A 25,924-nucleotide genomic window follows, 5' to 3' on the forward strand; every position below is an offset into this window, starting at 1 on the left:
GTCCACTGGGGGGTGCCCCGCGCCCGCACCGGGCGGGCGCGGGGGCGTCGGTCACGGGTTGGGGACGGTGTCCTTGAAGGCGGTGCCCGCCGTCCGCAGCGCGGCGACGCGGGAGGTCACGGTGGCGGGCGCGACGACCTCGTTCGCGCTGAAGTAGACGTAGTCGACCTGCTGCCGGTACGTCCGCGTCCCGCTCGCGCCCTGAAGATCGATGAACCACTGGTTGAACATGATCCACATGGGCGTCTCGGGGTAGTGGTCGCCGCCGTGGTCGGCGAACAGGCGGCCGTCCACGTAGTACTTGATGCGGCCGCCGGAGACCTGGATGACCAGGTCGTGCCAGCCGGCGAAGCTGGTGCGCTCCTCGGTGTGGGTGTTCACGGCCAGCCAGGGGTCGTTCCTGTAGGTCTCCCAGCTGGTGGCGTAGAGGATGTTCGACGGCTCGCCCCAGCCGCCGTTCGGCAGGTACTCGAAGTCCAGCTCGCCGTAGTCGGGGTCGAGGTCGTAGCGCAGCGGGGTGATGGTGAAGAACGTCTGCACCACGTGCTCACCGTCGGGGCCGCTGGTGGGGGCGTCGCTGAAGCGCACGCGGGCGGCGTAGGTGCCCTCGCGGAACTTGCGCTGGGCGGTGGACAGCTCGGTCTGTACGGTGCCGCCGGCGGTGCCGTTCGTGGACGAGTCGAGCGTCAGCAGGCCGCCGGGGAACGAGACGGCCGACGGTGACCAGGTCGCGCCGGGCACTCCGGGGCCGCCCGACGCCGAGCGCACGGTCCAGCCGCGCTGGGCCAGCCGGGCGTCGGTCGAGCTCGTGTAGGTGAAGTCGTCGAACAGCTCACCGGTGGCGCCCGGGTCGGGATCGGGATCCGGGTCGGGGTCGGGCTCGGTGCCGGTGGGGGTGCCCCAGGCGAGCTGCCCGTCGACATGGACGGTGACCTTGTCCCAGTCGGCGTAGGAGGTGTTCGGCCCGTAGGAGTAGTCGTCGCTCTGCTGGAACGACTGCCAGTCCGCGCGGTAGAAGCGCAGCTGCATGTCGCTGGTGTTCTGGCCGGGGCTCAGGCTGCCGGAGGTGAAGCCGACCTCCAGGTACTGCTTGCCGCCCTCCTGCGGGGCGAACCTGCCGGTGATCGTGGAGCAGCCGACCACGGCCCAGGAGCAGGCGAAGCGGTAGGTCTCCGTACCGGTGAGGTAGTAGCGGATCTTGACCTGGCTGAGCGGGATCGTCGTCGTGCCGGTGTTGAACAGGCGCAGCCACGGCTCGGCCTGGGCGGTCGTGGCGCCGGGGGCGCTGGTGCGGTACTGGAGGCGGACGGCTTGGGCGGCGGCTGCGGGTGAGGCGATCAGGGTGACCGCGATGAGGACGGCGGGGAGGGCTAAGGAGACAAGACGTGCACCGAAATTTCGAGACATGGGGGGTGGGCTCCTTGCGGTTGTGCGGCTCCCGAGAGACGTGCGGACATGCTGAAGACAGGTCGTGGCGCCGAGCCGGCGCCCGGAGTGATGGAGGGTCAGGCACCGCGGCCGGTGAGGGCCGGTCCGGTGAGGGCCGGTCGGGTCAGGCGCCGGGGCGGGCGGGGGGTCGGTCGGGGGTCAGGCGCCGCGGCGGATGCGGCCCGCGTACAGCGCCTCCAGGCGGAGGTTGTGCTCGTCGCCTTCGGGGACGTTCGCCGACAGGTAGACGGGCGGCACCTCGCCGGCTTCGAGCAGGTTGCGTACGGTCTGCGTGACCACGAGCTGGGCCAGCAGCGCGGAGGTGATCGTGGAGACGGCGCCGGTGGCGCCTCCGTCGGGCAGGGGCAGCACGGCGTCGCCGTAGGGCGCGTGGTTGTCCAGGACGACGTCGGCCAGGTCGGCGAGCTTGCGGCCCGAGGGGTGACGGGACGCGACGGCTTCGCTGTGGGTGCGCGAGGTGATCGCGATCAGGTCGTGACCGCGCTCCTTGACGAGGGTGGCGAGCTCGACGACGACGCCGTTCACGCCGGAGTTGGAGATGATGACGAACAGGTCCTGCTGCTGGACGGGGGCCAGGTCGAGGATCTGGCGGGCGACGGCGGGGTCGCGTTCGAGGTCGTAGCGGTCCAGCTCGGAGGCGGGGGCGTCGCCGTAACGGACGATGTCTCTGAGCGCGAGCCGGTTGGTGGGCACGAGGCCGCCCGCGCGCCCGGCGATCTCCATGGCCACGGCCTCGGAGTGGCCTGAGCCGAACGCCTGGATGACGCCGCCGCCGGTCAGCGCCTTGGTGAACAGGTCGGCGGCGCGGGAGATCTCGGGGTCTTCGGGGATCGTCCGTACGAGGCGGGCGATGTGTTCCACGAAGTCCTGCGGATTGACAGTCATATATCCCCTTCTGGCAGGCGATGTCCGGCGACCGCGCGGACGGTCACGTCGAACGCCTGCTTCGTCCGTTCATAGGTGCGCTGCGCCACCGACACGTACACGACGTCCAGCACCAGCAGCTGCGAGTGGATCGCGGCGAACCCCTCGGAGCGGAAGCTGGTCGCCCTGCTGGCCGTGGTGAGCACCAGCTCGGCCACCTCGGCGAGCGGCGAGCGCGGCTGCGAGGTGACGGCGACGGTGATCGCGCCGTGGCTGCCGGCCTCCGCCAGCACCTCGATGACCTCGCGCGTCCTGCCGCTGTGAGAGATGCCGATCGCCACGTCACCCTGTCCGAGCAGCGCCGCGTCCGTCAGCGCGGCGTGCGCGTCGGACCTGCTCCACGTCGGTACGCGCATCCGCTGCAGCCGGTACTCCATCTCGCTGGCCACCGCGGCGCTGCTCGACACCCCGAACAGCAGCACCCGCCCCGCCCTGGCCACGGCCTGCGCGACCTTCTCGACCACGGCCAGGTCGAGCTGGTCGCGGGTCTCCTGGATGAGCCGGATGTCGTTTCCGGAGACCACGCCGAGCACGCGTTCGAGGCTGTCGTCGGGCAGGATCTCCTGGCCGATGTCGGTCTCCCACGTCTGCTGCGCCACCCGGCCCGACTCGGTGGCGATGGCCACCCGCAGCTCGGCGTACCCGGCGAAGCCGAGCGCCCGGCAAAAGCGGGTGATCGTGGCGGTGGACGTCCCGCTGCGCTCGGCGAGGTCGACGATGGTCAGCCGGACGGTCTCGCCCGGCGCCTCGAGGATGGCGTCCGCCACCTTGCGCAGCGCCTCGGGCAGGTCGGGCCGGTCGGCTCTGATGCGGTTGAGGAGGTCCACGCGGTGATAATTATGCTCACCACCCGCCTCCGTCAAGGCTATCGGGTGATAATTCTTGTCACCAGGTGAGCAGTGCGGCGCTTCCGTAGCTGCCGCCGAAGCCGGTCACGAGCGCGGTCCCGGCGCCCGCGCGCAGCTCGCGTACGGCCTGGGCCACGTTGTTCAGGCCGTGCACGTAGCCCTCCGACAGCAGGCCGCCGTGCGGGTTCACCCAGGCGTGCCGGCGCTCCAGCAGGTACGCCCCCAAGTCCCCCCGCTCGACCAGCCCGAAGTCCTCGAGCTGGCGGGGCACCAGCCACGAGTACGCGTCGTAGGGCAGCATCGCGTCCACGTCGCGCGGCTTCATGCCGGACGCCTCCCACAGCATGGGGGCCACGTACGCGGAGAAGATCGCCGTCACGTCGGCGGCGCGGTCCATCGCGGAGCAGCCCGGCCCTCCCCCGCGCACCACGGCCCGCACCCTGGGCCCGCCGAGTGCGCCGCTGACCAGCAGGGCGCAGGCGCCGTCGGTCTCCTGGCAGCAGTCGGCCGTGCGCAGGGGCGTGCAGACGTACGGGCGGGCGAGGTAGCCGTCGAGGGTGAGCGGCTCGCGGCGCAGCGCCCTGGGGTTGCCCGCGCCGTTCCGCCTGGACTGGTCGACGACGGCGTGCAGGTGCTCGGCGGTCAGGCCGGTGTCGTGCAGGTAGCGGGTGGCGGCCAGGGCGAACATCGGGATCGGGCCGGCCATCCCGTACGTGAACTCCTCCTGCGGCCCGGTGCTGACCGCGTTCATGCGCCTGCCTGAGCGGCCGTTGAGCGCCCGGTAGACCAGCACGTGGCGGGCCAGGCCCGCCTCGATGAGCAGCGCCGCGTCCCCCAGGATCGAGGCCGCCTGCGTACCGCCGCCCGCGATGTCGTTGTGCCAGCCGAGCCGCTCGATCCCGAGCGCCCTGGCGACCTGGACGACGGGCGCGGAGTCGTTCATGTGGTAGCTGAGCAGCGCGTCCACCTCGCGCGGCGCGACGCCCGCGTCCGCGCAGGCGGCCCGGCACGCCGCCGCGGCCAGCTCGCGCTCGCTCCGCCCCGACCGCCTGCTCAGCGCCGTCATCCCGACGCCCGCCACGGCCGCACGTCCCGCGAAGGGCCGCATCCACCCTCCTCCGCTCCGACCCAAGCCAGGCTAGCGCTTGCTTGGGACAGTGAAAAGAGATGACTGCGGAACTTCACGAAAGCTGTCCGGTCTTGTAATACGGAGGTGCGATCTACCGATAGCTCATCATCATCACGCCGAGGTGAGCGATGGATCTACGCTATGTCCGGTACGCCATGGCGATCGCGCGGGCGGGCAGCCTCCGACGGGCCGCCGCCGCCCTGCACATCGCTCAACCCACGCTGTCCGAGCAGCTCAGGGCACTGGAGAAGGAGATCGGGGTCGAGCTGTTCAGCCGCTCGTCGAGCGGGGTGCAGCTGACCGAGGCGGGCGAGGCGTTCCTGGCGCAGGCCACGGTCGCCCTCGACGCCTTCGAGCGCGCGGTCGTCGCCGCGCGCGGCAAGGGCACGACGGCCCGCCTGGGCGTCGCCGACGGGCTCGCCGACGTCGTCGCCCGGCTGCTGTCCCAGCTGCACACCGGCCGCTTACGCGTCGCGCCGATGGGCACCGCCGAGCAGATCGTCTCCATCGCCGACGGCACCCTGCAGGCCGGGCTCGGGTACGCGCCCGGCTCGCTGCCCCGGGGCGTGGCGCGCATGCTGGTCCACCGCTTCCCCGTACGCGCCCTGCTGCCCCGCGAGCACCACCTGGCCGAGCACGACGCCGTGTCGCTGGCCGACCTCGCCGGCGAGCCGCTGCTGATGCCGGAGTCGGACGCGGTGGCCGGAGCCCGCCGGTTCCTGGAGGGCTTCGTCCGCCACGGCCTGCATCCCCGCCTGGGCCCTGCCGCCGCCACCCACGACCTGGTGATCACGATGGTCGGGGAGGGCGCCGGTTACGCGCTCTGCGTCCATGAGGGCACCACCGTGCCGGACTCGGTGATGTTCGTCCCGGTCAAGGAGGACACGCCGCCCATCGAGGTGGTCTTCCTCTGGAACCGCCAGGCCGACGTGCACGAGCTGGTGAGCGCCGCACGGCATCTCGCACGATCTGGATAGTACTATTATCCAATAATGCGCATCTCCGAACTCAGCGCCAAGTCCGGCGTGGCGATCCCGACGATCAAGTACTACCTGCGCGAGGGCATGCTGCACCAGGGTGAGCAGACCGCCGCGACCAGGGCCGAGTACGACGAGACGCACCTGCGCAGGCTCCGCATGATCCGCGCCCTCCTCGAGGTCGGCCGGCTCTCCGTCGCCTCCATCAAACAGGTGATCGCCGCCGTCGAGGACGAGTCCCTGCCCACCCACCGCGTCCTCGGCACCGCCCACTACGCCCTCAGCCCCGCCGTGGACCCTGAGCAGACCGAGGAGTGGCGCTCGGCCCGCACCCTGGTGGACGACCTGATCACGCAGCTCGGCTGGGACATCACGGAGGAAGCCCCCACCCGCGACGAACTCGCCCAGACCATCGTCAGGATGCGCCAGCTCGGCCTGTCCATCGACCTGGCCCCGTACGTGGAGGCGGCCCGCAGGCTGGTGTCGGAGGTGGAGATGGACATGATCCCCTACGACGGCCCCCGCGACGCCGCCGTGGAGGCCATGGTCCTCGGCACGGTCCTGTACGGCCGCGTGCTCGACACCTTGCGCCGCATGGCCCACGAATCAGAGTCGGCCCGAAGGCTCACCCCCTGACAAGGACCGCCCCTCTCACACCGCCGCGGACAGTTGCCATGCGGTCACGCGAAGCGGTAATCAAGCGGAATGCGCAGCGAGGACGAAGTGGCCGGGGTCGATGCCATGATGGCGCGCATCGCCCAGGTGCGGGGGGCGGTTGAGGGGCGGGTTGAAGAGGCGCTTCGGGCGGTGCCGCGGCATGCGTACGCGCCGGTGCGGGGGTTCGTCGCGCCCGAGGACGGGCGTCGGCGAGGGGCACGTGCTGCGGCTGGTGGTGATGCCGGACGGCACCGCGCACGGCCGTTTCCGCGGGTACGCCGACTACATGGTCATGCGGTCGCAGCCGGGCGCCGGGTGAGGACGCGTACACGCTGTACGAGCCGAGCGACCGCCCGGTGTGGACGGAGGTCACCGATGCCTGCTTCCGGTGGGTGCGCTGGGGTGAGCCGGGGCGCGTCCGTTTCGGGATGACCGTCACTCCCGACGGGCAGCGCGTCTGGCTGGACAGCTCGGAGCGCGTGATCGGTTAGATCAGCTCGTTGGCGCGCAGCACCTGGACGGCGTGCACGGTGGCCGCGCCGCGCCACTCCATGGAGCCGGCGGGTGAGAAGCGGGCGTAGTCGACCACCCAGCCGCCGTCGTCCTGCTGCTCGCCGGCCAGCCTGACCAGGTCGGCGGCGATCACGGCGGGGTCGAACAGGGCTCGGGCGGGGCTGCCGGGGTACGGCGCGAAGTCCAGCGGCCGCAGGGCCTCGTCGGCGGTGCCGCCCTCCACCGGGACCCTGCCGTCCTCCGGGATGTACGCGCCGAGCCGTTTGAGCAGGTCGGCGGCGGCGGGGTGGCGGTCGTGGACGGCGTCGAGGAAGCGGACGGCGAAGGACAGCACGTACGCGTGCGGTCGCTCCTCCATGGCGCGGATGGCGTCGATGCAGTAGCGAGTGGCCCGCTCCAGCCAGGGGTGCTCGGCCACCGCCCGGTCGTGGGCGGCCACCCGGTGGGCGACGGCCGCCGTGACGGCGGTGATCTGCAGCGACGAGGAGGTGGAGTCGGCGCCCGCCCACCACGTCGCGGTGCCGGTGGAGACCCCGACCGGCAGGGCGAAGGGCAGGCCGCCGTCGGGCAGCGTCACAGATGCCAGCCAGTCGCACAGGGCCGCGGCGTGCGGCGAGGTGACGGGACCGGCCTCCTCGAAGACCTCGAAGGCGTGCAGGGCCGCGCCCGGCTGGCTCTCCGGCGAGCGCAGGTCGGGCTCGAGGCCCCAGCCGTAGCCGCCGTCGGGGTTGCGGTAGGCGTCGAGTGCGGCGAGTGCGCCCGTCGCGTCCTCCTCGCCCATGAGCAGGCCGTAGCGGCGGCGGTCGAGGACGCGGGCGTGCCCGGCCATGAAGCCGGGGACGGCGGACAGGTTCACGTTCATGCCTGTCATCCTGCCCAGCCCGCCCCCGGCCGGTCTTGTAGGTATCGGACACGCCGCCGGTGCGAGCATGGGGGCATGCGGGAAGAGCGGGCGCGGGAGATGTTCGCTGGGCAGCCGGTGGCCAGGATGGCGCGGCTGGCCGAAGACGGGACGCCGCGGATCGTGCCCATCACGTTCGCGCTGCTCGACGGCGCCATCGTGACGGCCGTCGATCACAAGCCCAAGACGACCATGCGGCTCGGCCGGCTGCGCGACATCGCCCGCGACCCCGCCGTCAGCGTGCTGGCCGATCACTACGAGGACGACTGGGCGCGGCTGTGGTGGGTGCGCGCCGACGGCACGGCCGAAGAGGCGGACGACCCGGGAACCCGCGAGCGGGCGCTGGCCGCCCTCGCCGCCAAGTACGCCCCGTACCGGGAGCGCCCGCCCGCCGGCGCCGTCATCCGCATAGAGGTGACCCGCTGGAGCGCGTGGGCGGCTAGTCCCTGACCGTGACCGGGCGTTTCAGCAGCCACAGCGCGGCGCGCTGGAGCAGCGTCCTGTGCACCTCGTTGTCGTACGACCTGGTGTCGTGGCCGAGCGCGTCGTACAGGACCCGCCCCCTGCGCACCGGCCTGGCCCACACCAGGGGCTGGCCGCTCGCCGACGAGGCCAGCGGCCGGACGTCGGGCAGCACGTCGAGGTCGCTGTAGACCTCGTCCACCACGTCGAAGTCGCGCAGGCCGTCCACGACCGGATGCCCGCCGTGCACCCGCACGCCCGTCCAGCCGAGCGGCGGGTGGTGCGACTTGGGCCAGACCCAGCAGCCGCCGAGCACGCGCGGCCAGCCCTGCCAGTCGTCGAAGCAGATCGCCGCCGAGTGCATGCAGAGCAGCCCGCCGCCCTGGTCGAGATGGTCGAGCAGGGTGGCCCGCGCGCCGGCCGGCAGGGTGAAGCGCCACTGGTCGCGCAGGCCGGCGAAGCGGTCCTGGGTCATCTGCCAGCGCAGCGCGTTGACGGTGATGAGCTGGAACTCCGACGGCTCGCTGAGCGCTCCCGCGATGTCCTCGGTGATCTCCGACTCGACCCCCACCTCGGCGAGCACCTCCGCGAGCGCGGCCGATGTGGCGGCGAAGTCGTGGAACAGGCCTCCAGAAAGGATGAGATTTCTCGCCACCCGCCCAGCCCATCATGCCTGTCGCGGCATTACCACCCGTACCGGCACAGCCGTACGAGCGGTCAGGCCCGCACGATCTATAGTCGGCCGTATGGATCTCGGCATCTCGGGCAAGGTCGCCCTCGTCACCGGTGGCAGCGCGGGCCTCGGCCTCGCGGCGGCCAAGAGCCTCGCGCGGGAGGGCTGCGACGTGTGCGTCAGCGCCCGCGACCCGGAGAAGCTCGCGGACGCGGTGGTGGAACTGCAGGAGTTCGGCAAGGTCGTGCACGCGGTGCTGGCCGACGTGGAGGATCCGGCCGCCGCCCGGCGGGTGGTCGAGGAGACGCGCGACGTGCTCGGTCCCGTGGACATCCTGGTGGCCAACGCGGGCGGGCCCAGGCCGGGCCGGTTCGACGAGGTCGGGCTGGACGACTGGGACGCCGCCGTCCAGCGCAACCTGCTCGGCATGGTCCGGCTGATGCACGCGGTGCTGCCGGAGATGCGCTCGCGCGGCTGGGGCCGGATCGTCACCATCACCGGCAGGTCGGCCCGCGAGGTGATCGACGGGCTCGCGCTGTCCAACGCCATGCGTACGGCCGTCGCGGGCGTGGTGCGCACCCTGGCCCGCGAGGTGGGCGGCGAGGGGGTGCTGGTCAACAACGTGATGCCGGGGCCCATCGAGACGGAGCGGCTGCGTCAGCTGGCCGGCGACGAGGCGGCGCTGCGCGAGCGCGGCGCGGGCGTGCCGGTGGGGCGGGTCGGGCGGCCCGAGGAGGTGGGCGACGTGGTGGCGTTCCTGGCCAGCGAGCGGGCGTCGTACGTGAACGGGGTGTCGCTGCTGGTGGACGGCGGGGAGGCCAGGGTCATCGCCTGAGCAGGGTGCCGACGACGGCGGCGGCCCACTCCTCGTCGCCGTGGCCGGGCAGGTCCACGAAGCGGGCCAGGTTGGCCCGGTGGAAGCAGGCGCCCATGAGCATCGACGCCGCCGCGTCCGCGTCGAGAGCGGCGTCGACGCGGCCGGCGCGCTGCTCGTCCCGCAGGACGCCGGCCAGCACCTGGATCGGCACGTGCGGCCCGGAGCCCCGTTCGGCCAGCAGGGCGCGGAACCCGGTGATCAGCGCCGGGTCGCCGAGCAGGCCGCCGGCGATGCCCTGGGCGCGGGTGTAGAAGCCCAGCGCGGCCAGCGTGAACGTGACGAGGTTGGCGCGCAGGTCGCCCCGGCCGACGGCGGCGCGCAGCTCCTCCAGCGCCGGGCCCAGCGCCGGCATGCGCTCGATCACCACGGCGAGGAACAGCTCCTCCTTGCCGGCGAAGTGCTTGTAGAGCAGCGCCTCGGAGCACGCCGCCTGTTTCGCGATGCGCTTGGTGGTGGCCCCCGAGATGCCGAACTCCTGAATCGCCTGCTCAGCGGCGTCGATGATGCGTTCGCGGGTGCCCATCCGCCCATGATATGAGCGGTGTCTCGCCCATACCCGAGCACATGACATCCTTCCTAGTAGGAGCGCAGGAAAGGGCGAATCGCATGGACAAGCCGGTCATCGTGACGGTGGATGACGATCCAGGCGTCTCGCGGGCGGTCGCCCGTGACCTGAGACGCCGTTACGGGCAGGAGTATCGGATCGTCCGCGCCGAGACGGCGAGGGACGGCATCGACGCCGTACGCGAGATGCGGCTGCGCGGCGACGAGATCGCGGCGATCCTGGCCGACTACCGCATGCCCCAGATGAACGGCGTGCAGTTCCTCGAAGCCGCCATGGACCTTTATCCCTACGCGCGCCGCGTGCTGCTGACCGCCTACGCCGACACCGACGCGGCCATCCAGGCGATCAACGTGGTCGACCTCGACCACTATCTGCTGAAGCCGTGGGACCCGCCGGAGGAGAAGTTCTACCCGGTGATCGACGGGCAGCTCGACGCCTGGCTGCGCACCGACCGGGTCGAGCGCTCTGAGCTGCGGGTGGTGGGCGACCGGTGGTCGGCGCCGTCGTACAAGGTGCGCGACTTCCTGGCCCGCAACCACGTGCCGTACCAGTGGCTGCTGGCCGACGACCCGGAGGGCGCGCAGCTGGTGAAGGCGGCGGGCGACGACTGTCACCTGCCGCTGGTGGTGACGGCCGACGGCACCACGCTGGAGTCGCCCGACCAGGCGACGCTGGCCGCGGCGGTGGGGCTGTCCACGACGCCGGCGACCGACTTCTACGACCTGATCGTGGTGGGCGGCGGACCGGCCGGGCTCGGGGCGGCCGTGTACGGCGCCTCTGAGGGGCTCAACACCGTGCTGGTGGAGGCGTACTCGTCGGGCGGGCAGGCGGGCCAGAGCTCCCGCATCGAGAACTACCTGGGCTTCCCCGACGGCGTCTCGGGGCAGCAACTGGCCGACCGGGCGCGCAGGCAGGCGCTGAAGTTCGGGGCCGAGCTGCTGACCCCGCGCAAGGTGAGCAGCCTGGAGGCGCGCGGGCAGGCGCGGGTGGTCGGGTTCAAGGACGGCGGGGAGATCGCGGCGCACGCGGTGATCCTCGCGACCGGCGTCACCTACCGGCGGCTGGAGGCTCCGGGCCTGGAGGACTTCGTGGGCCGCGGCGTCTTCTACGGCGCCGCGCTGACCGAGGCGCCCTCGTGCAAGGACACCGAGGTGTTCATCGTCGGCGCGGCCAACTCGGCCGGGCAGGCGGCCGTCTACCTGTCGGGATTCGCGAGCAAGGTCCATTTGTTGGTGCGGGGTGACGGTCTGGAGAAGTCCATGTCCCACTACCTCATCGAGCAGATCGCCGCGCTGCCCAACATCGAGGTGCACCTGGGGACTCAGGTGGCCGGCGCGGCCGGCGACAGTCATCTGGAGCGGCTCACGCTGTCCACCAAGGGCGAGGAGCGCACGGTGGACGCGCAGTGGTTGTTCGTGTTCATCGGGGCCCGGCCGTACACCGACTGGCTGGGCGAGACGATCGAGCGGGACGCGCGCGGGTTCGTGCTGACGGGGCCCGACCTGGTGCAGAGCGGCCAGCGGCCGCGCAACTGGCCGCTGCGGCGGGAGCCGTACTACCTGGAGACCAACGTGCCCGGGGTGCTGGCCGCGGGCGACGTGCGCGCCGAGTCGATCAAGAGAGTGGCCTCCGCCGTCGGCGAGGGCGCCATGGCCGTCGCGCTCGTGCACCGCTACCTGGAGAAGCAATGATCGACATCGACGAGCTCCGCAAGCTGTTCCTGTTCGAGCGCCTCAGCGACGAGCAGCTCTCCAAGCTCGCGGCCAGCGGCCGCGTGCAGACCTACGCCCAGGACGAGGACGTCGTCCGGCAGGGCGAGCCCGCCGAGTGCTTCGCGGTGCTGCTGGAGGGCGAGATCCAGATGATCAGTGAGACGGTCAGCGCCGGCACCGTCGCGATGCCCCGCACCTCCCAGCCCGGCGTGTACGGCGGCGCCACCGCCGCCTACCTCGGCGACCGCGCCCCGCTCACCTACCAGCACACGCTGCGCGCGACGGCGCCGTCGCGGATGTTCATGCTGCCGGCCAAGAAGTTCGCCTACATCGTGGCCGAGTGGTTCCCGATGGCGATGCACCTGCTCGACGGGCTGATGTCGGGCGGGCGGATGCAGCGCGAGATCATCGACAGGCGGCAGCGGCTGACCGCGCTCGGCACGATCACCGCCGGGCTCACCCACGAGCTGAACAACCCGGCCGCGGCGGCCGTGCGGGCGGTGGGCGAGCTGCGCTCGCTGATCGCCGGGTCGCGGCTGCAGCTGGCCCAGCTCGCCGAGGACGGCATCCCGCCGGAGAAGCTGCGGGCGCTGATCGAGGCGCAGGAGGCGTGCACGAGCAGGCTGGGCGAGCAGCCGCAGCGCTCACCGCTGGAGATCTCCGACGCCGAGGACGAGCTGGGCGAGGCCCTTGAGGAGATCGGCGTCGAGGACGCGTGGGACCTCGCGCCCGCCCTGGTCAGCGCTGGTTTCTCCGGCGATGACCTGCAGAAGGTGTGCACGAAGGTCGGCGAGGAGCACACCCCGAAGGCGCTGCACTGGTTGTCGGAGGCCGTGGAGATCGCGCAGATGCTCAACGAGGTGGCCGAGGCGACCGAGCGCATCACCACGCTCATCCGCTCGGCCAAGCAGTACTCCCAGATGGACCGGGCCCCGTTCCAGCAGGCCGACGTGCACGAGCTGCTCGACAGCACGATCGCGATCTTCCGCGGCAAGATCCCGCCCGGCATCACCGTGGTCACCGACTACGACCGCACGCTGCCGGAGATCCCCTGCTACGCGGGCGAGCTCAACCAGGTGTGGACGAACCTCATGCACAACGCGCTCGACGCGATGGGGCAGGAGGGCACGCTGACGATCCGCACGGCGTACGACGAGGACGAGGCCATCGTGGAGATCGGCGACACCGGTCACGGCGTGGCCGAGGAGATCAAGGACCGCATCTTCGACCCGTTCTTCACGACCAAGACCGTGGGCGAGGGCACGGGGCTGGGGCTGGACATCTCGTACCGGATCGTGGCGGGCCGGCACGGCGGCGAGATCAAGGTCCGCTCGACTCCGGGCGACACGTGGTTCGAGGTACGCCTGCCGCTGCGTGAGCCCGCCGCCACTGGCTGAGTTTTTACCCTGACTTGTCAGGACGTCTTCTGACCGCATGTAATGGGTGACCGAAATGCGGAAAGGAGATGACCCGGTGGCGACCCCCGAGACGATGACGGGATCGCGTTCGCTGAACGCGCTGCTCACGATGCTCGGGGGGATAGAGCGGCTGGGGAACCGGCTGCCGCATCCGTTCTGGCTGTTCGTCATCCTGAGCGTGCTGCTGTCGCTGCTGAGCTGGGCGCTCGCGGCGGCCGGGGTTTCGGCCGTCAACCCGGCCACGGGCGAGACCGTCGCGGCCAAGAACCTGCTGTCCGTCGAGGGCGTGCGGATGATGGTCGGCGACGCGATCGAGAACTACACCTCGTTCCCGCCGCTCGGCACGATCCTCGTCGTCATGCTCGGCGTCGCCGTCGCGGAGCGGTCCGGGCTGCTGGCCGCGGTGCTCCGCTCCGGCGTGTCGCGGGTGTCGCCGCGGTGGGTGACGTTCGCGCTGTCGTTCACCGGGATGGTCGCGCACGTGGCCTCCGACGCCGCGTACGTGGTGCTCATCCCGCTCGGCGCGCTGGCCTTCCGGGCCGTCGGGCGCAGCCCGATCCTCGGCATCGTGGTGGCGTTCGTGTCGATCTCGGCCGGTTACGACGCCAGCCCCGTCGTCACCCCCGTGGACGCCATCCTGTCCGGCCTGACCACCGCCGCCGCCCACACGATCGACCCCGGCTACACGGTCACGCCGCTGGCGAACTACTTCTTCTCGCTCGTGTCGTCCGTCGTGCTGGCTGCCGTCATCACGCTGGTGACCGAGCGGGTGCTGGCCCGCCGCGTCGAGTCGATCCCCGTGGACCCCGACGCCGACGAGGACGACCTCGGCTCGCTCAGGCTGACCCCCGAGGAGCGGCGGGGGCTGCGGGCCGCGCTGATCACGCTCGTGGTGTTCGCCGCCGCACTGACGGCCGCCGTCCTGCCCTCGGGGTCGCCGCTGCGCGGTGAGGGCGGCAGCATCGTGCAGTCGCCGCTGCTCACCTCGATCGCCATCTTCCTCGGCCTCGCGTTCCTGGCCGTCGGCTGGGCGTACGGCAGGGCCGCCGGCACCGTCACCCGCAGCGGCGACATCCCCGGGTTCATGGTGCACGGCGTACGCGAGATGGCGCCGATCCTCGTGCTGTTCTTCGCGATCTCGCAGTTCCTCGCCTACTTCAAGTGGACCGGCATCGGCCAGATCCTGGCCATCGACGGCGCCGGGCTGCTGAAGTCGGCCGGGGTGAGCGGCTCGGTCGTCTTCCTCGGCATCCTGCTCGTGGTCACCGTGATCAACCTCGTGGTGACCAGCGGGTCGGCCCAGTGGGCGCTCGTCGGCCCGGTGTTCGTGCCCATGCTGATGCTGCTGGACATCCCGCCCGAGTACACCCAGGCCCTCTACCGCATCGCCGACTCCTGCACCAACGCGATCACCCCGATGAGCCCCTATTTCGTGATGGCGCTCGGCTTCCTGCAGCGTTACCGCCGCTCGGCCGGCATCGGCACGCTGGCCTCGATGACGATCCCGCTCGCGCTCACCCTGCTCGTCGTCTGGACGCTGCTGTTCTACGTCTTCTGGTGGCTTGGCGTGCCGCTCGGCCCCGGAGCCCCCGTCCCCTAGTACAACCCGTTGGAAGGATTCTCGTGTTGATCACCGACTGGACCCGGCAGGCCCTGCCGGCCATGCTCGACGACCTCAGGGCCGTGGTGGAGCTGGAGACCAACAGCTACGACAAGGCCATGCTGGTCAAGGGGCTGCGGGCGATCAGGGCGAGAGTGGTCGGCCACCTGGGGACACCGGACGACGAGATCCTGCACGAGGGCGGCCAGCACGGCGACGTCCTTGAGCTGTTCTACGAGGGCACCGCGCCCGGCACGATCCTCATGCTCAGCCACTACGACACGGTCTGGCCCACCGGCACGCTCAAGAGCTGGCCGTTCACCGTCGTCGAGGGCAAGGCGACCGGGCCCGGCGTGTTCGACATGAAGACCGGGCTCGTCCAGTCGATCTGGGCGCTGCGCGGGCTGCGCGAGCTGGGCCTGCCGCACCCGAGCGTGCGCTTCCTGTTCAACGGCGACGAGGAGATCGGCAGCCCGGCCTCCCGCGAGCACATCGAGGCGGCCAGCGAGGACGCGCTGGCCACCCTCGTCTTCGAGGCGTCGCTGGACGGGGCGCTCAAGACCGCGCGCAAGGGCGTCGGGCTGTTCAACGTGAGCGTCACCGGGGTGGAGGCGCACGCGGGGCTTGACCCGTACGCGGGGGCGAACGCCATCCACGCCCTGGCCGAGCTGGTCACCACGCTCGCCGGGGCCGGCTCCCGCGAGCGCGGCACCACCGTCAACGTCGGCCTCATCAGCGGCGGCACCGGCCGCAACGTCACCGCGGGCCGCGCCACGTGCGGCATCGACGTCCGCGTGACCGACCCGGCCGAGATGGGCCGCATCGACGACGTCTTCGCCGGGCTGCACGCCTCCGACCCGCGCGTCACGATCTCCGCCACCGGCGAGTGGAACCGGCCTCCGATGGTCCAGAACGCCGCCTCGCAGCGGCTGTTCAAGGAGGCGCAGGGGGTGGCGACCGGCTTCGGCTGGGGCCTCGACCAGGCGTCGGTGGGCGGGGCCAGCGACGGCAACTTCGTCTCGGCCCTGGGCCGCCCGGTCCTCGACGGCATGGGCGCCGTCGGCGACGGGGCCCATGCGCGCCACGAGCATGTCCTGGTCGAGCACATCCCCGAGCGCACCGCCCTCACCATGGGCCTGATCACCGCCCTGGCGTAGGTCACCTCTTCGCGGCAGGTCCGCTGGAAGCCCCTGTGATACGCTCCCAAGCGAGCGCTTGGTTTTCCGTTGAGGGGCGGCCGCCGTATGAAGTTCTCGACCTTCCACCTCTTCCACCGCTTCGACGGGCAGAGCTTCAAGGACGTCTACGACTACCACCTGGAGCTCATCGAGCTGGCCGAGGAGCTGGGGTTCGACGGGGTGCGGCTGGCCGAGCACCACTTCCGCGACTACGGGGTCGCGCCCAACCTGTTCACCGTACTCGCCCACGCCGCCGCCCGCACCGAGCGGCTACGGCTCGGCACCGGCATCGTGGTGCTGCCCCTGCACAACCCCGTGCACGTCGCCGAGGAGGCGGCGCAGGTGGACGTGCTGTCCGGCGGCCGGCTCGAACTCGGGATCGGGCGGGGGTACCAGAGCTACGAGTTCGAGGGGTTCGGGGTCGACCTGGCGGAGGCGCGCGACCGCTTCAACGAGGCGCTCGAGGTCATCGTCGGGCTCTGGACGCGGGAGTCGTACCAGCACGAGGGGAAGTTCTACCGGACCGGCACCGAGGTGTCGCTGGTGCCGCGCCCGCTGCAGGACCCGCACCCGCCGCTGCACGTCGCGGCCGTCTCGCCGGAGACCGTCTCCATGTACGCCGAGCGCGGCCTGCCCATCCTGGCCGACCCCGCGGCCCCGTTCCGCAAGGTCGTCAAGGCGGCCGGGACCTGGCGGGAGACGGCCGCGCGGGCCGGGCATCCGGCGGCGGAGGCCGAGCTGGTGGTGGCGCGCAGCGTGTACGTCGCCCCCACCCTGGAGCAGGCCCGCGCCGACCAGGAGAGGTTCGAGGCGTCGTTCGACCGCTCGCGCATCTTCAACGAGCGCAGCGCCCCCATCGACCCGCGCACCGGACGGGCCGCGCAGGGCTTCGAGTACTACCAGGACCGCTACCTCAAGGGCGGCACCGTCTCGCCGGACTTCCGCTGGGAGCAGCTGGAGGTGATCGGCGACCCGGCCCGGGTGATCGAGCAGGTCGCGCTGCTGCGCGACGCCGGGTTCGGCAACCTCCTGTGCGACTTCGGCAGCACCCGGCCGATGCCGCTGGAGGACATGAAGCGGGTCATGCGCTTCTTCGCGACCGAAGTCATGCCGGCCTTTGGAGGCGGACGATGATCCACAGCCTGACCCTGTCCGACGCCCTCGCCGAGCACGCCCGCAGCAGGCCGCAGGTCACGGCCGTGGTGGACGGCGAGGTCCGGCTCACCTACCCGGAGCTGGACGAGCGCGTCTCCCGGCTGGCGGCGGCGCTCGACGGTCTCGGCGTCGGGGCCGGCGACCGGGTGGTGTGGCTCGGGCAGAACGCGTACGCGGTGCTGGAATTGCTGCTCGCCTGCTCCCGGCTGGGCGCGGTGCTGTGCCCGGCGAACTGGCGGCAGTCGCTCGACGAGCTGCGGTTCGTGCTCGGCGACCTGGCGCCGGGCGCGGTCGTGTGGGAGCCGTCCGACGTCACCACGGCGCTGCGCGACGAGGCGGGCGGCGCGTGGGTGCGCGCGGGCGAGGAGTACGAGCGCCTGCTCGCGGGCGCAGCGCCGAGGGACTTCGCGCAGGTCAGTGATGCCGAGCCGGTCCTGGCCCTCTACACGGCGGCCTTCTCAGGACGTCCGAGCGCCGCCCTGCTCAGCAGCGCGGCGCTGCTCGCGCACGCCACCACCCTGCTCGTGGTCCGGCGGATGGAGCCCGGCTTCACCTTCCTCAACAACGGGCCGCTCTTCCACGTCGGGACGATGATGTTCTGCCTGGCGACGTTCCAGATCGGCGGCACGAACGTCTTCACCCCCGCCTTCGACCCCGAGGAGGTGTGCCGGCTGATCGACGCCGAGCGGGTGACGCAGGCGTTCCTGTTCGGGCCGATGATCGACGCCGTCGCGAAGGCGAACGCGGGCGGCAAGTACGACCTGTCCTCGCTGCGCTTCGTCGCCCACTCCGCCGAGTGGAACGACATGATCACCGTGGACGACTCCCCGTGGTGCCGCTCGAAGATGGGCGGGTACGGGCAGACCGAGGTGGGCGGGATGCTGACCTTCCTCGGGCTGGCGGAGGGCGGGGCGGGGCCGGCGGGGCGGCCTTCGCCGCTGGCGCAGGTGCGGATCATGGCGCCGGACGGGAGCGAGGTGCCGGTCGGGGAGGTCGGGGAGATCTGCGCCCGCGGCAAGACCCTCTTTTCCGGATATTTCGCCCGGCCAGACTTAAATGCCGAAAAGTCGCGGTACGGCTGGCACCACACCGGCGACCTCGGCCGCCGCGAACCCGACGGCACCATCACCTTCATCGGCCCCAAGCTACGCATGATCAAGTCGGGCGCCGAGAACATCTACCCCGCCGAGGTCGAACGCGCGCTCAAGACCCACCCCGCCGTGGCCGACGCCGCCGTCATCGGCGTCCCCGACCCCGAATGGCACCAGACGGTCAAGGCCGTCGTGTCCCTGAAGCCGGACGCCACCGCCACGGAGGACGACCTGATCACGCACGTGAGGGGCCTGCTGGCGGCGTACAAGCGCCCGCGCCACGTCACGTTCGCGGACACGATCCCGAAACGCGGCTTCACCCCCGACTACGACGCCCTGGACGAGGCACACGGCGGCGGCAACTACCCGGGCGCCTGACGTTCACCCGGCGGGCCGGGGCAAGGGGAGGCCGGCTTCGAGGTGGGAGAGGGCGCGGTCGAGTTCGGTGGTCGCGTCCATGGAGGGGTCGTTCACCCACTCCAGCCAGACGCCCATGATGACCCCGACGATCGCGCCCGTGACGTCGCGCAGCTCAGGGTCGTCGGCGGGGCGGCCCTCGCGTTCGGCGAGCGCGTCGCGCAGCTTCTTGAGCACGCCGGTGACGTTGCCGAGGGTGGCCGCCCACAGCTCGGGCACGGTGAGCATGAGCCGCTCGCGTTCGAGGCCGTCGATGCGCTCCTCGGCCGTCTGCCCCTCCAGGACGGCCCGCATCGCCAGCCGTACGGCGGCCACCGGCCCGGCCTCGGGCGGCACCCCGCGCAGCGCCTCCATGAACGGCGGGAACTGGTCGACCATCACCAGCTCCTCCTTGGTGGCGAAGTAGCGGAAGACGGTGCTGGTCGCCACCTCGGCGGCCGCGGCGACCTGCTCGACGGTGGTCGCGGCGTAGCCCTGCTCGCGGAACAGCCGCAGCGCCTCCTTCTGGATGAGCGCCCGCGTCCTGGCCTTCTTCCGCTCGCGCAGCCCCGGTCGGTCGGTCATGACTCCGCATTCTCGGCGATCCGGCATGCCGCGTCCAATTGCTAGCGAACTCTCAAATGAGAGTCTACTCTCAAAATATGCGACTTCCCCTCGAACGAGACCCGCAGCACCCCTTCGACCCGCCCGCCGGGCTGCGCGGCCTGCCCCCGATGACCAGGCTGGAGCTGGCGGACGGCCACCTGGGCTGGCTGGCCACCACGCACGAAGCGGCCAGGACGGTGCTGGCCGACCCGCGCTTCAGCGCCCGCCAGGACCTGCGGCGCGCCGCCGTGAGAGCCACCGTGCCCCCGGGAGCCGCGCCGCCCCCGGGCTTCTTCGTGGCGATGGACCCGCCCGCGCACACCCGCTACCGGCGGCTGCTCACCGGCCGGTTCACGGTCCGCAGGATGCGGCTGCTGGAGCCGCGCATCGAGCGCGTCGCCGCCGACCACCTGGACGCGATGGCCGCCGCGGGGCCGCCGGCCGACCTGGTGCCGGCGTACGCGCTGCCGATCCCGTCGCTGGTCATCTGCGAGCTGCTCGGGGTGCCGTACGCCGATCACGACTTCTTCCAGGACCGCAGCACCCGCCTGGCGCTGCCCGGCCGGGACGCGCAGGGGGCGACGGCGGACCTGGCCGCCTACCTCACCGAGCTGGTCGGCCGCAAGCGCAAGGAGCCGGGCGACGACCTGCTCAGCGAGCTGACCGGCGAGTTGACCGACGAGGAGGCGACGAACGTGGCCCTGATCCTGCTCGTCGCCGGACACGAGACCACCGCGAACATGATCGCCCTCGGCGTGTTCGCGTTGCTGCACGAGGGCCTGGCCTACGAGGAGGACGCCGCGGCGGGCGCTGAGGAAGAGCTGCTGCGCTGGCTCTCGGTGGTGCACCTAGGCGTCCCTGCGCGGGCGGCGCCGGAGGACGTGGAGGTGGCCGGGGTGACCGTGCGCAAGGGCGAGACGGTCGCGCTGTCGCTGCCGGCGATCAACCGGGATCCGGCGATGTTCGAGGACCCGGAGGCGCTGCGGCTCGACCGGGCGGAGGCGCGGCGGCATCTGGCGTTCGGGCACGGCGTGCACCAGTGCCTGGGCCAGCAGCTCGCCAGGATCGAGATGCGGATCGGCTACCGGGCGCTGTTCGGCAGGTTCCCCGATCTGCGGCTGGCCGTGCCCGCCACCGAGGTGCCGCTGCGCACCGACGCGGCCGTGTACGGCGTCGCGAGCCTGCCCGTCACCTGGATCACAGGATCGCCAGCGGGCTGAGCGGGCTGCCGGTGCCGCCCTCGATCCGCAGCGGGGCCGCGACGAACACGAAGTCCGTACGTCCCCTCGCCGCCAGCTCCTCCAGCCACACCATCTCGATCAGGTGGATGCCGTGCCGGTGCAGGAGCAGCAGGTGCAGGTCGTCCTCGACGGGCTCCTGCGACATGCCGCGCCCGTCGAGCCCGCCGACGGCGGCGTTGTCGCAGGCCACGGCGGCCACGTCGTGACCGGCCAGCCAGCGGCCCGCCTCGGCGGACAGACCCGGCTGGCCCGACCAGTACTCCTCGCGCGACCGCTCCCACACCAGCGGCCAGCCCGTACGCACCACCGCCACGTCACCGGGGCGCGGCGTGGCGATGGCGGCCAGTTCGCCGGCCGAGACGCGGTGCTCGGCGGGCAGGTGGCCGAGCCCCAGGTGACGGGGCACGTCGAAGAGCACGCCTCTCGCCACCACGCCGCCCGCGTGCTCGATGCCGCACCTCGTGGCGCCGTACGAGCGGACGCGGGCGGCCGGGTGGCCGTTGTAGAGCTCGTCGCCCGACCACATGTGGCACAGCGCGTCCATGTGGGTGGTCGTGCCGTGGTGGCTGACGAGCAGGGCGTCGTCGGCCACCCGCAGGCCGGGGCCGATGGGGCGGGCGCCGGCCGCGTAGTCGCCGCCGTCCACGCTCATGAAGTGCTGCGGCAGCGGGCGGCCGGGCAGGTGCGGGACGGTGCCGGGCGCGGGCGACGAGGTGGCGCCCCTGATGGGCAGGGCCAGGTTCAGCACCTCGCCGGTGGTGGCGCTGCGCAGGGCGTCGAGCACCACGGACGGGGTGAGCAGGTTGAGGGTGCCGCGCTGATCGTCTGGGCCGAATCGTCCCCAATTGTTAGGCTCGTGGATCACGTAAGCACTCCCTTTCCCCGCTGGAGGTCCGATGTACTGCGACCCGCGCTTCGCCCGCGTACGCGAGGTGTTCGAGCGGCACTTCGCCGACGGCGAGGAGCTGGGCGCGGCCTTCGCCGTCTACCTGGACGGCGAGCCGGTGGTGGACCTGTGGGACGGCGTCGCCGACCGGCACACCGGGCGCCCCTGGGAGCGCGGCACCCCCGTCTTCGCCTACTCCTGCACCAAGGCGGTCACCGCGGCCGTGCTGCTGCGGCTCGCCGAGCAGGGCCGCCTCGACCTGGCCGCGCCGGTCGCGGACGTGTGGCCCGAGTTCGCCGCCGGGGGCAAGGGGTCCGTGACGGTCGAGCACCTGCTCAGCCACCAGGCCGGGCTGCCGGTGGTGGAGGAGGAGGTGCCGGTGGAGGAGTTCGAGGACCAGCCGGCGATCGCGGCGCGGCTGGCCGGGCAGCGGCCGCTGTGGGAGCCGGGGACGGCGCACGGGTACCACGCGCTGACGTACGGGTTCCTGCTCGGCGAGGTGGTCAGGCGGGTGACGGGTAAGTCCGTGGGCGAGCTGGTGGCGGCCGAGATCGCGGGGCCGCTGGACCTGGAGCTGTGGGTGGGCGCGCCCGATACGGTGATCGAGCGTACGGCGCGGCTCAAGGCCGGCGAACGCCCCCGCCGCGACCCCGCAGAACAGCCCGCGGAACAGCCCGCGGAACAGCCCGCGGAACAGCCCGCCCAGACCGGGCCCGCCGCACAGCCCGGGCCCAGGACCGGGATGCGGATCGTCGAGACCGGGAACCGGACGCAGGACGTGCTGGCCGAGGTGCAGCGGGCCGCGCTCGACCCCGCGAGCCTGATGAACAGGGCGCTCGGCAACCCCGCCATGCACCGGCTCAAGGGCGGCGCGAACCATCCGGTGATCCTGCGCGCCGGCTGGCCGGCGGCGGGGCTCGTCACCACCGCGCGGGGCCTGGCCGGGTTCTACCGGGGGCTGATCGCCGGTGACCTGCTGCGCCCCGAGACGCTGCGGGACGCGCTGCGCCCCCGCGTGCACGGCCCCGACAAGGTGCTGCTGCTGAACACGTCGTTCGGGCTCGGGTTCATGCGGCCGTCGCTGACGTTCCTGATGCCGTCGAAGACCGCGTTCGGCCATTCCGGGATGGGCGGCGCGATCGGGCTCGGCGACCCGGAGCGCGGTCTCGCGATCGGCTACGTGATGAACAGGATGGCCGACGCCCTGACCGGCAACCTGCGCGGGATGCGGCTGGTCCAGGCCGTCTACGACTCGGTGTAGGCGCATGGCGGTGGTCAGTGCATGGTCACGCCGCCGCTCACCGACAGGATCTGCCCGGTGATGTACGCGGCGCGTTCCGTGCACAGGTAGGCGACCAGCCCGGCGACGTCGGCGGGGCTGCCGAGGCGGCGCAGCGGGATGCCGCGGGCGATCTTGTCGACCAAGCCGGGCTCCGCCTCCGCCACCCGGCGCAGCATGGGGGTGTCGGTGGGGCCCGGGCACACCACGTTGGAGGTGACGTTCGCCCTGGCGGCCTCCCTGGCCAGTGTCTTGGCCAGGCCGAACAGCCCGGCCTTGGTGGCCGCGTACGCGCCCTCGCCGCCCGAGCCGGCCCGCGCGCCGTCGGAGGAGACGAACACCAGCCGTCCCCATCCCCCCGCCGTCATGCCCGGCAGCAGCAGCCTGGTCAGCAGCATCGGGCCGCGCAGGTTGACCCGCCACATGAGCTCCCAGTCGGCGGGGTCGCTCTCGGTGAACGGTCGCACGATCGACACCCCGGCGTTGTGCACGAGGACGTGCACCTCCCCCACGGCCGCCGCGAACGCGGAGACCGACTCGGGCACGGCGAGGTCCACGCGGAGCGCCCGCGCGTCCGGCAGCCCGGCGGCCGCCTTCGACGCCCCCGGCAGGTCCACGTCGGCCAGCACCACGCGGGCGCCGAGCGCGGCCAGGTCGGCGCCGATGGCCGCGCCGATCGCCCCCGCCCCGCCGGTGACGACCGCGACCCGCCCGTCCAGCCGCAGGCCCTCCATCACGTCCACTCCTCGACCAGGCCGGCGGTCGTCGTCCGGGTGGCCAGCAGGCTGATCGTGTGCTTGAGCACCGCCCGCGCGTACTCCTCCGGGACGCCCGCGACGGCGTCGGTCACCACGCGTACCCGGTAGCCCAGGTTGACCGCCTCCAGCGCCAGGCCGGGGATGCCCAGGTTGAGCGAGACGCCGACCGCGACCACCTCGGAGACGCCCAGCGAGCGCAGCGTCATGTCCAGGGAGGTCCCGGTGAACGGGGAGAAGCCGTGGTGGCGGCGGCTCTCCAGGTCGCCGGGGTCGAGCAGTTCGGGCAGCACCTCGGTGGCGGGGGCGCCGTCCAGCATGTGGGCCGGGTCCTTGAGCAGGGAGACGATGAACGGGCAGTTGCCGGTGTGGGAGCCGGCCCGGTCGGGGCGGAACGCGGCGGTGCAGTGGATCACCGGCAGGCCCGTCCGGCGGGCGGCCTGGAGCAGGCGGGCGGCGTTGGCGATCACGTCGTGCCGGTCGCACGCCGCCACCAGATCCGGAAATTTAGTGAGATCGCCGACGACGCCCCGCTGCATCTCCATCACCAGCACCGCCACGCGCTCCACCGGCGACCTCCACCCGTTGTTTAGCCGAGCGCTTGCTTGGTACGCCGCTCAGCATAACACCGGCACATCCCGCCATCTCCGATTAACGCGGGGCGAAATATCTCCGGTCGTGACAACCCGAACCCCGGGTGAGACCGTCAAATCGAAGACGGCCGTCTGATGGGGGTAGGACTTGGTCCCTGGGTACCGCGAAGTACGGCAGCTCGGCGCCGGCCGCACCGGCCGCGTGTTCCTCGCCACCTATCAAGAGACCGGCGCGTACGTGGCCATCAAGTACCTGAACGCCACCCTGCGCAGGGACACCGAGTTCATGGACCGCTTCCGGTCGGACACCCACCGCCTCGTCGAGATCGACTCCCCCGACGTGGTGCGCCTGTACGAGTACGTCGAGACCGCCACCAGGGCCGCCCTCGTCATGGAGCTGGTGGACGGCGTGTCCCTGCGCACGCTGCTGGCCGAGCACGGCAGGATCGCCCCCGAGGCGGCGCTGGCCGTGGTCAAGAGCACACTGCTGGCCCTCGCCGCCGCCCACGAGCGCGGGGTGGCGCACCGGGACGTCACGCCGGGCAACATCCTGGTCCAGGCGGACGGCACGACCCAGCTGACCGACTTCGGCGTCGTGGTGCACGCCGAGGAGCCCGGGGTGCCCGCCGGCAGCCCGCCGTACATGGCGCCCGAGTTATGGACGCAGGGGCGCGACGGGCCGCCGGCCGACGTGTACGCGGCGGCGTGCGTGCTGTTCGAGGCGGTCAGGGGGCGGCCGCCGTACCGCACGGAGAACGGCGACGGCGAGCAGGACGTGCCCGCGCTGCGCGACAAGCACCTCGTGGAGCCGGTGCCGGTGGAGGTCGCCCCCGACACGCTGCGCGACCTGCTCAGGCGCGGGATGGCCAAGGACCCGGCCGTCAGGTACGCCTCCGCCCGTCAGTTCGCGGCCGAGCTGGAGGAGGACGCCGCCGCCGGGTACGGCCCCGACTGGGAGAAGCGCGGACGGCGGCACCTGGCGGAGCTGGCCACCCTGCTGGCGTTACGTTTCCCGCTGGCGCGCACCGGCCCGGCTCCCTCGAACGGCCTGCGATCCCGGCTGCCCAGGCTGCCGCCCCAGCTCTGGGTGGCGGGCGGCGCGGTGGTCGCGGCGGTGGTCGCGATCCTGGTGTCCGGCGGCGGGGTGCCGCCCGGCCCGGGGACGATCCTGCTGCCGCCGCCCGAGGTCCGCGACGAGCCGGCCCCTGCCACCACGAGCCCCGCACCCACCCGGTCGAGCCCCGCGCCCCGGCGGACGGCCGCCTCCCCGTCTCCGCCCGCCACCCGGACCGCCGCCCCTCCCTCCCCACGCCCGACCCGCAGCGGGCAGCCCGGCACGTCCGCGCCCATCGCCTCCGTGCGGGCGGCCACGATCCTGCGGTGGAACGGCACGGCAGGGACGATCGGGGTCTCGGCGGACGGCACGGGGGCGGTGCGGCTGCGGATCGCGTACACGAGGAGGGACGGCGACGGCGGGGCGGCGCGGACCGTCCGGCAGGAGAGCCGCACCCTGCGCGGCCGCACCTCCTACACCAGCGCCGTCACCCACGACCCTGGGCGGGTGCCGTGCGGGGAGCTGGCGCACGTCGGGATCCTCGTGATGACCGAGCCGGCGGCCGGGAACGGGCCGCAGGTCAGCGAGGTCGCGCTGACCGGCCCCGACTGCCCCGCGCCACCCACCCCCACCGCCACCCGCCCGGCCCCGCCCACCACGGACCCGTCGCCCAGCCCCTCGACCCCGCCCGCCACCCCACCTTCCAACGGCCCCGAGGCCCGCTCCTCAGCCGGCCCACCCGCCGGCGGCCCTGAGGCCCGTTCGTCCCCCGACCCGAAAGCCGGTCTCTCCACGCCGACCCTTCTCACCGACTCGCCGGAGCCGTCCGGCGGCTCGCCCGAGCCGGCCGGCGAGGCTTTCGACGGCTCGCAGGGGCCCGCCGGCGAGTCCTCGGGCGGCGTCCAGGAGCCCGGTTTCGCGTCGCCGGCCGATGCCAGGCCGGGGGCTGAGCGGTCCGGCTGAACGGGCCTTGCCGGGCAACCAA

Annotated in this window: 25 protein-coding genes; 14 read left to right on the top strand and 11 right to left on the bottom strand. The window is 72.4% G+C overall.

Annotation, left to right across the window (positions count from 1 at the left end; genetic code table 11):
- Positions 1–51: 51 nt before the first annotated feature.
- The 4 genes from ACFFR3_RS21485 to ACFFR3_RS21500 all read right to left on the bottom strand — a co-directional run bounded on the left by ACFFR3_RS21485 (position 52) and on the right by ACFFR3_RS21500 (position 4,329).
- Entirely contained in the window at positions 52–1,407 is a 1,356-nt protein-coding gene (locus ACFFR3_RS21485) for a cellulose binding domain-containing protein (protein ID WP_379483705.1), read from the bottom strand.
- A gap of 180 nt (positions 1,408–1,587) precedes the next feature.
- Entirely contained in the window at positions 1,588–2,334 is a 747-nt protein-coding gene (locus ACFFR3_RS21490; protein ID WP_379483706.1) for a sugar isomerase domain-containing protein, read from the bottom strand.
- Entirely contained in the window at positions 2,331–3,200 is an 870-nt protein-coding gene (locus tag ACFFR3_RS21495) for a MurR/RpiR family transcriptional regulator (RefSeq protein ID WP_345398446.1), read from the bottom strand. Before ACFFR3_RS21495 ends, ACFFR3_RS21490 begins: the two co-directional genes overlap by 4 nt.
- Positions 3,201–3,258: 58 nt before the next feature.
- Complete coding sequence (locus tag ACFFR3_RS21500) at positions 3,259–4,329, bottom strand: thiolase C-terminal domain-containing protein (RefSeq protein ID WP_364380490.1); 1,071 nt, start codon at positions 4,327–4,329, stop codon at positions 3,259–3,261.
- 149 nt (positions 4,330–4,478) lie between these two features.
- Between ACFFR3_RS21500 and ACFFR3_RS21505 the strand changes: the two genes are divergently transcribed.
- From ACFFR3_RS21505 to ACFFR3_RS21515, 3 genes are all read left to right on the top strand, one after another.
- The gene (locus ACFFR3_RS21505) at positions 4,479–5,327 is read left to right on the top strand and encodes a LysR family transcriptional regulator (RefSeq protein ID WP_345398434.1); all 849 of its coding nucleotides are present in this window, start codon (positions 4,479–4,481) and stop codon (positions 5,325–5,327) included.
- 15 nt (positions 5,328–5,342) lie between these two features.
- Positions 5,343–5,963: a MerR family transcriptional regulator gene (locus ACFFR3_RS21510; RefSeq protein ID WP_364380487.1), complete on the top strand. Its 621-nt coding sequence runs from the start codon at positions 5,343–5,345 to the stop codon at positions 5,961–5,963.
- Between the two features lie 181 nt (positions 5,964–6,144).
- A complete protein-coding gene (locus tag ACFFR3_RS21515) occupies positions 6,145–6,303 on the top strand; it encodes a hypothetical protein (RefSeq protein WP_345398428.1) in 159 nt (52 codons plus the stop codon).
- Between the two features lie 168 nt (positions 6,304–6,471).
- On the opposite strand, the gene ACFFR3_RS21520 is transcribed toward ACFFR3_RS21515, so the two are convergent.
- Positions 6,472–7,359, bottom strand: coding sequence for a prenyltransferase/squalene oxidase repeat-containing protein (locus tag ACFFR3_RS21520; protein WP_345398425.1), 888 nt, complete (start codon positions 7,357–7,359; stop codon positions 6,472–6,474).
- Positions 7,360–7,434: 75 nt separating this feature from the next.
- Between ACFFR3_RS21520 and ACFFR3_RS21525 the strand changes: the two genes are divergently transcribed.
- Positions 7,435–7,848: a TIGR03668 family PPOX class F420-dependent oxidoreductase gene (locus ACFFR3_RS21525; protein WP_345398422.1), complete on the top strand. Its 414-nt coding sequence runs from the start codon at positions 7,435–7,437 to the stop codon at positions 7,846–7,848.
- Here the strand turns inward: ACFFR3_RS21525 and ACFFR3_RS21530 are convergent.
- Entirely contained in the window at positions 7,838–8,515 is a 678-nt protein-coding gene (locus tag ACFFR3_RS21530; RefSeq protein WP_364380478.1) for a ThuA domain-containing protein, read from the bottom strand. The two genes, ACFFR3_RS21525 and ACFFR3_RS21530, sit on opposite strands and share 11 nt — an antisense overlap.
- 91 nt (positions 8,516–8,606) lie before the next feature.
- Between ACFFR3_RS21530 and ACFFR3_RS21535 the strand changes: the two genes are divergently transcribed.
- Positions 8,607–9,368, top strand: a complete 762-nt coding sequence (locus ACFFR3_RS21535; protein WP_345398416.1) for an SDR family oxidoreductase — start codon at positions 8,607–8,609, stop codon at positions 9,366–9,368.
- Here ACFFR3_RS21535 and ACFFR3_RS21540 read toward each other — a convergent pair.
- Positions 9,358–9,933, bottom strand: a complete 576-nt coding sequence (locus tag ACFFR3_RS21540) for a TetR/AcrR family transcriptional regulator (RefSeq protein WP_345398412.1) — start codon at positions 9,931–9,933, stop codon at positions 9,358–9,360. The two genes, ACFFR3_RS21535 and ACFFR3_RS21540, sit on opposite strands and share 11 nt — an antisense overlap.
- A gap of 83 nt (positions 9,934–10,016) precedes the next feature.
- On the opposite strand from ACFFR3_RS21540, the gene ACFFR3_RS21545 reads away from it, so the two are divergent.
- The 6 genes from ACFFR3_RS21545 (at position 10,017) to ACFFR3_RS21570 (ending at position 18,507) form a co-directional block, all read left to right on the top strand.
- Positions 10,017–11,666 (top strand): NAD(P)/FAD-dependent oxidoreductase, encoded by a 1,650-nt coding sequence (locus ACFFR3_RS21545; protein WP_345398409.1) that lies wholly within the window; start codon positions 10,017–10,019, stop codon positions 11,664–11,666.
- Positions 11,663–13,084: an ATP-binding protein gene (locus ACFFR3_RS21550; RefSeq protein WP_345398406.1), complete on the top strand. Its 1,422-nt coding sequence runs from the start codon at positions 11,663–11,665 to the stop codon at positions 13,082–13,084. Before ACFFR3_RS21545 ends, ACFFR3_RS21550 begins: the two co-directional genes overlap by 4 nt.
- A gap of 55 nt (positions 13,085–13,139) precedes the next feature.
- Positions 13,140–14,705, top strand: coding sequence for an AbgT family transporter (locus ACFFR3_RS21555; protein WP_379483707.1), 1,566 nt, complete (start codon positions 13,140–13,142; stop codon positions 14,703–14,705).
- A gap of 23 nt (positions 14,706–14,728) precedes the next feature.
- Complete coding sequence (locus ACFFR3_RS21560; RefSeq protein WP_379483708.1) at positions 14,729–15,862, top strand: M20 family metallopeptidase; 1,134 nt, start codon at positions 14,729–14,731, stop codon at positions 15,860–15,862.
- An 87-nt stretch (positions 15,863–15,949) separates the two neighbouring features.
- Positions 15,950–17,017: an LLM class flavin-dependent oxidoreductase gene (locus ACFFR3_RS21565; protein WP_379483709.1), complete on the top strand. Its 1,068-nt coding sequence runs from the start codon at positions 15,950–15,952 to the stop codon at positions 17,015–17,017.
- Positions 17,014–18,507, top strand: a complete 1,494-nt coding sequence (locus ACFFR3_RS21570; protein WP_379483710.1) for an AMP-binding protein — start codon at positions 17,014–17,016, stop codon at positions 18,505–18,507. The genes ACFFR3_RS21565 and ACFFR3_RS21570 overlap by 4 nt, the downstream gene beginning before the upstream one ends.
- Positions 18,508–18,510: 3 nt before the next feature.
- Here the strand turns inward: ACFFR3_RS21570 and ACFFR3_RS21575 are convergent, their stop codons facing one another.
- On the bottom strand, positions 18,511–19,110 hold the full coding sequence (locus ACFFR3_RS21575; RefSeq protein WP_345398397.1) for an acyl-CoA-like ligand-binding transcription factor: 600 nt from the start codon (positions 19,108–19,110) through the stop codon (positions 18,511–18,513).
- Between the two features lie 77 nt (positions 19,111–19,187).
- Between ACFFR3_RS21575 and ACFFR3_RS21580 the strand changes: the two genes are divergently transcribed.
- Entirely contained in the window at positions 19,188–20,351 is a 1,164-nt protein-coding gene (locus ACFFR3_RS21580; protein WP_379483711.1) for a cytochrome P450, read from the top strand.
- On the opposite strand, the gene ACFFR3_RS21585 is transcribed toward ACFFR3_RS21580, so the two are convergent.
- Positions 20,329–21,237 (bottom strand): cyclase family protein, encoded by a 909-nt coding sequence (locus ACFFR3_RS21585; RefSeq protein ID WP_345398391.1) that lies wholly within the window; start codon positions 21,235–21,237, stop codon positions 20,329–20,331. The two genes, ACFFR3_RS21580 and ACFFR3_RS21585, sit on opposite strands and share 23 nt — an antisense overlap.
- Positions 21,238–21,268: 31 nt before the next feature.
- Here ACFFR3_RS21585 and ACFFR3_RS21590 point away from each other — a divergent pair, with 31 nt between their 5' ends.
- A complete protein-coding gene (locus tag ACFFR3_RS21590) occupies positions 21,269–22,519 on the top strand; it encodes a serine hydrolase (protein WP_379483712.1) in 1,251 nt (416 codons plus the stop codon).
- A gap of 14 nt (positions 22,520–22,533) precedes the next feature.
- Here ACFFR3_RS21590 and ACFFR3_RS21595 read toward each other — a convergent pair whose 3' ends face one another.
- Together ACFFR3_RS21595 and ACFFR3_RS21600 are read right to left on the bottom strand one after the other, a co-directional pair.
- A complete protein-coding gene (locus ACFFR3_RS21595) occupies positions 22,534–23,271 on the bottom strand; it encodes an SDR family NAD(P)-dependent oxidoreductase (protein ID WP_379483749.1) in 738 nt (245 codons plus the stop codon).
- Complete coding sequence (locus tag ACFFR3_RS21600) at positions 23,271–23,861, bottom strand: cysteine hydrolase family protein (RefSeq protein WP_345398379.1); 591 nt, start codon at positions 23,859–23,861, stop codon at positions 23,271–23,273. Before ACFFR3_RS21600 ends, ACFFR3_RS21595 begins: the two co-directional genes overlap by 1 nt.
- A 172-nt stretch (positions 23,862–24,033) precedes the next feature.
- On the opposite strand from ACFFR3_RS21600, the gene ACFFR3_RS21605 reads away from it, so the two are divergent.
- On the top strand, positions 24,034–25,902 hold the full coding sequence (locus ACFFR3_RS21605; RefSeq protein ID WP_379483713.1) for a serine/threonine-protein kinase: 1,869 nt from the start codon (positions 24,034–24,036) through the stop codon (positions 25,900–25,902).
- The last annotated feature ends 22 nt before the right edge of the window (positions 25,903–25,924 follow it).

The sequence above is a fragment of the Nonomuraea salmonea genome (assembly GCF_042428605.1).
Lineage (GTDB): Bacteria > Actinomycetota > Actinomycetes > Streptosporangiales > Streptosporangiaceae > Nonomuraea > Nonomuraea salmonea.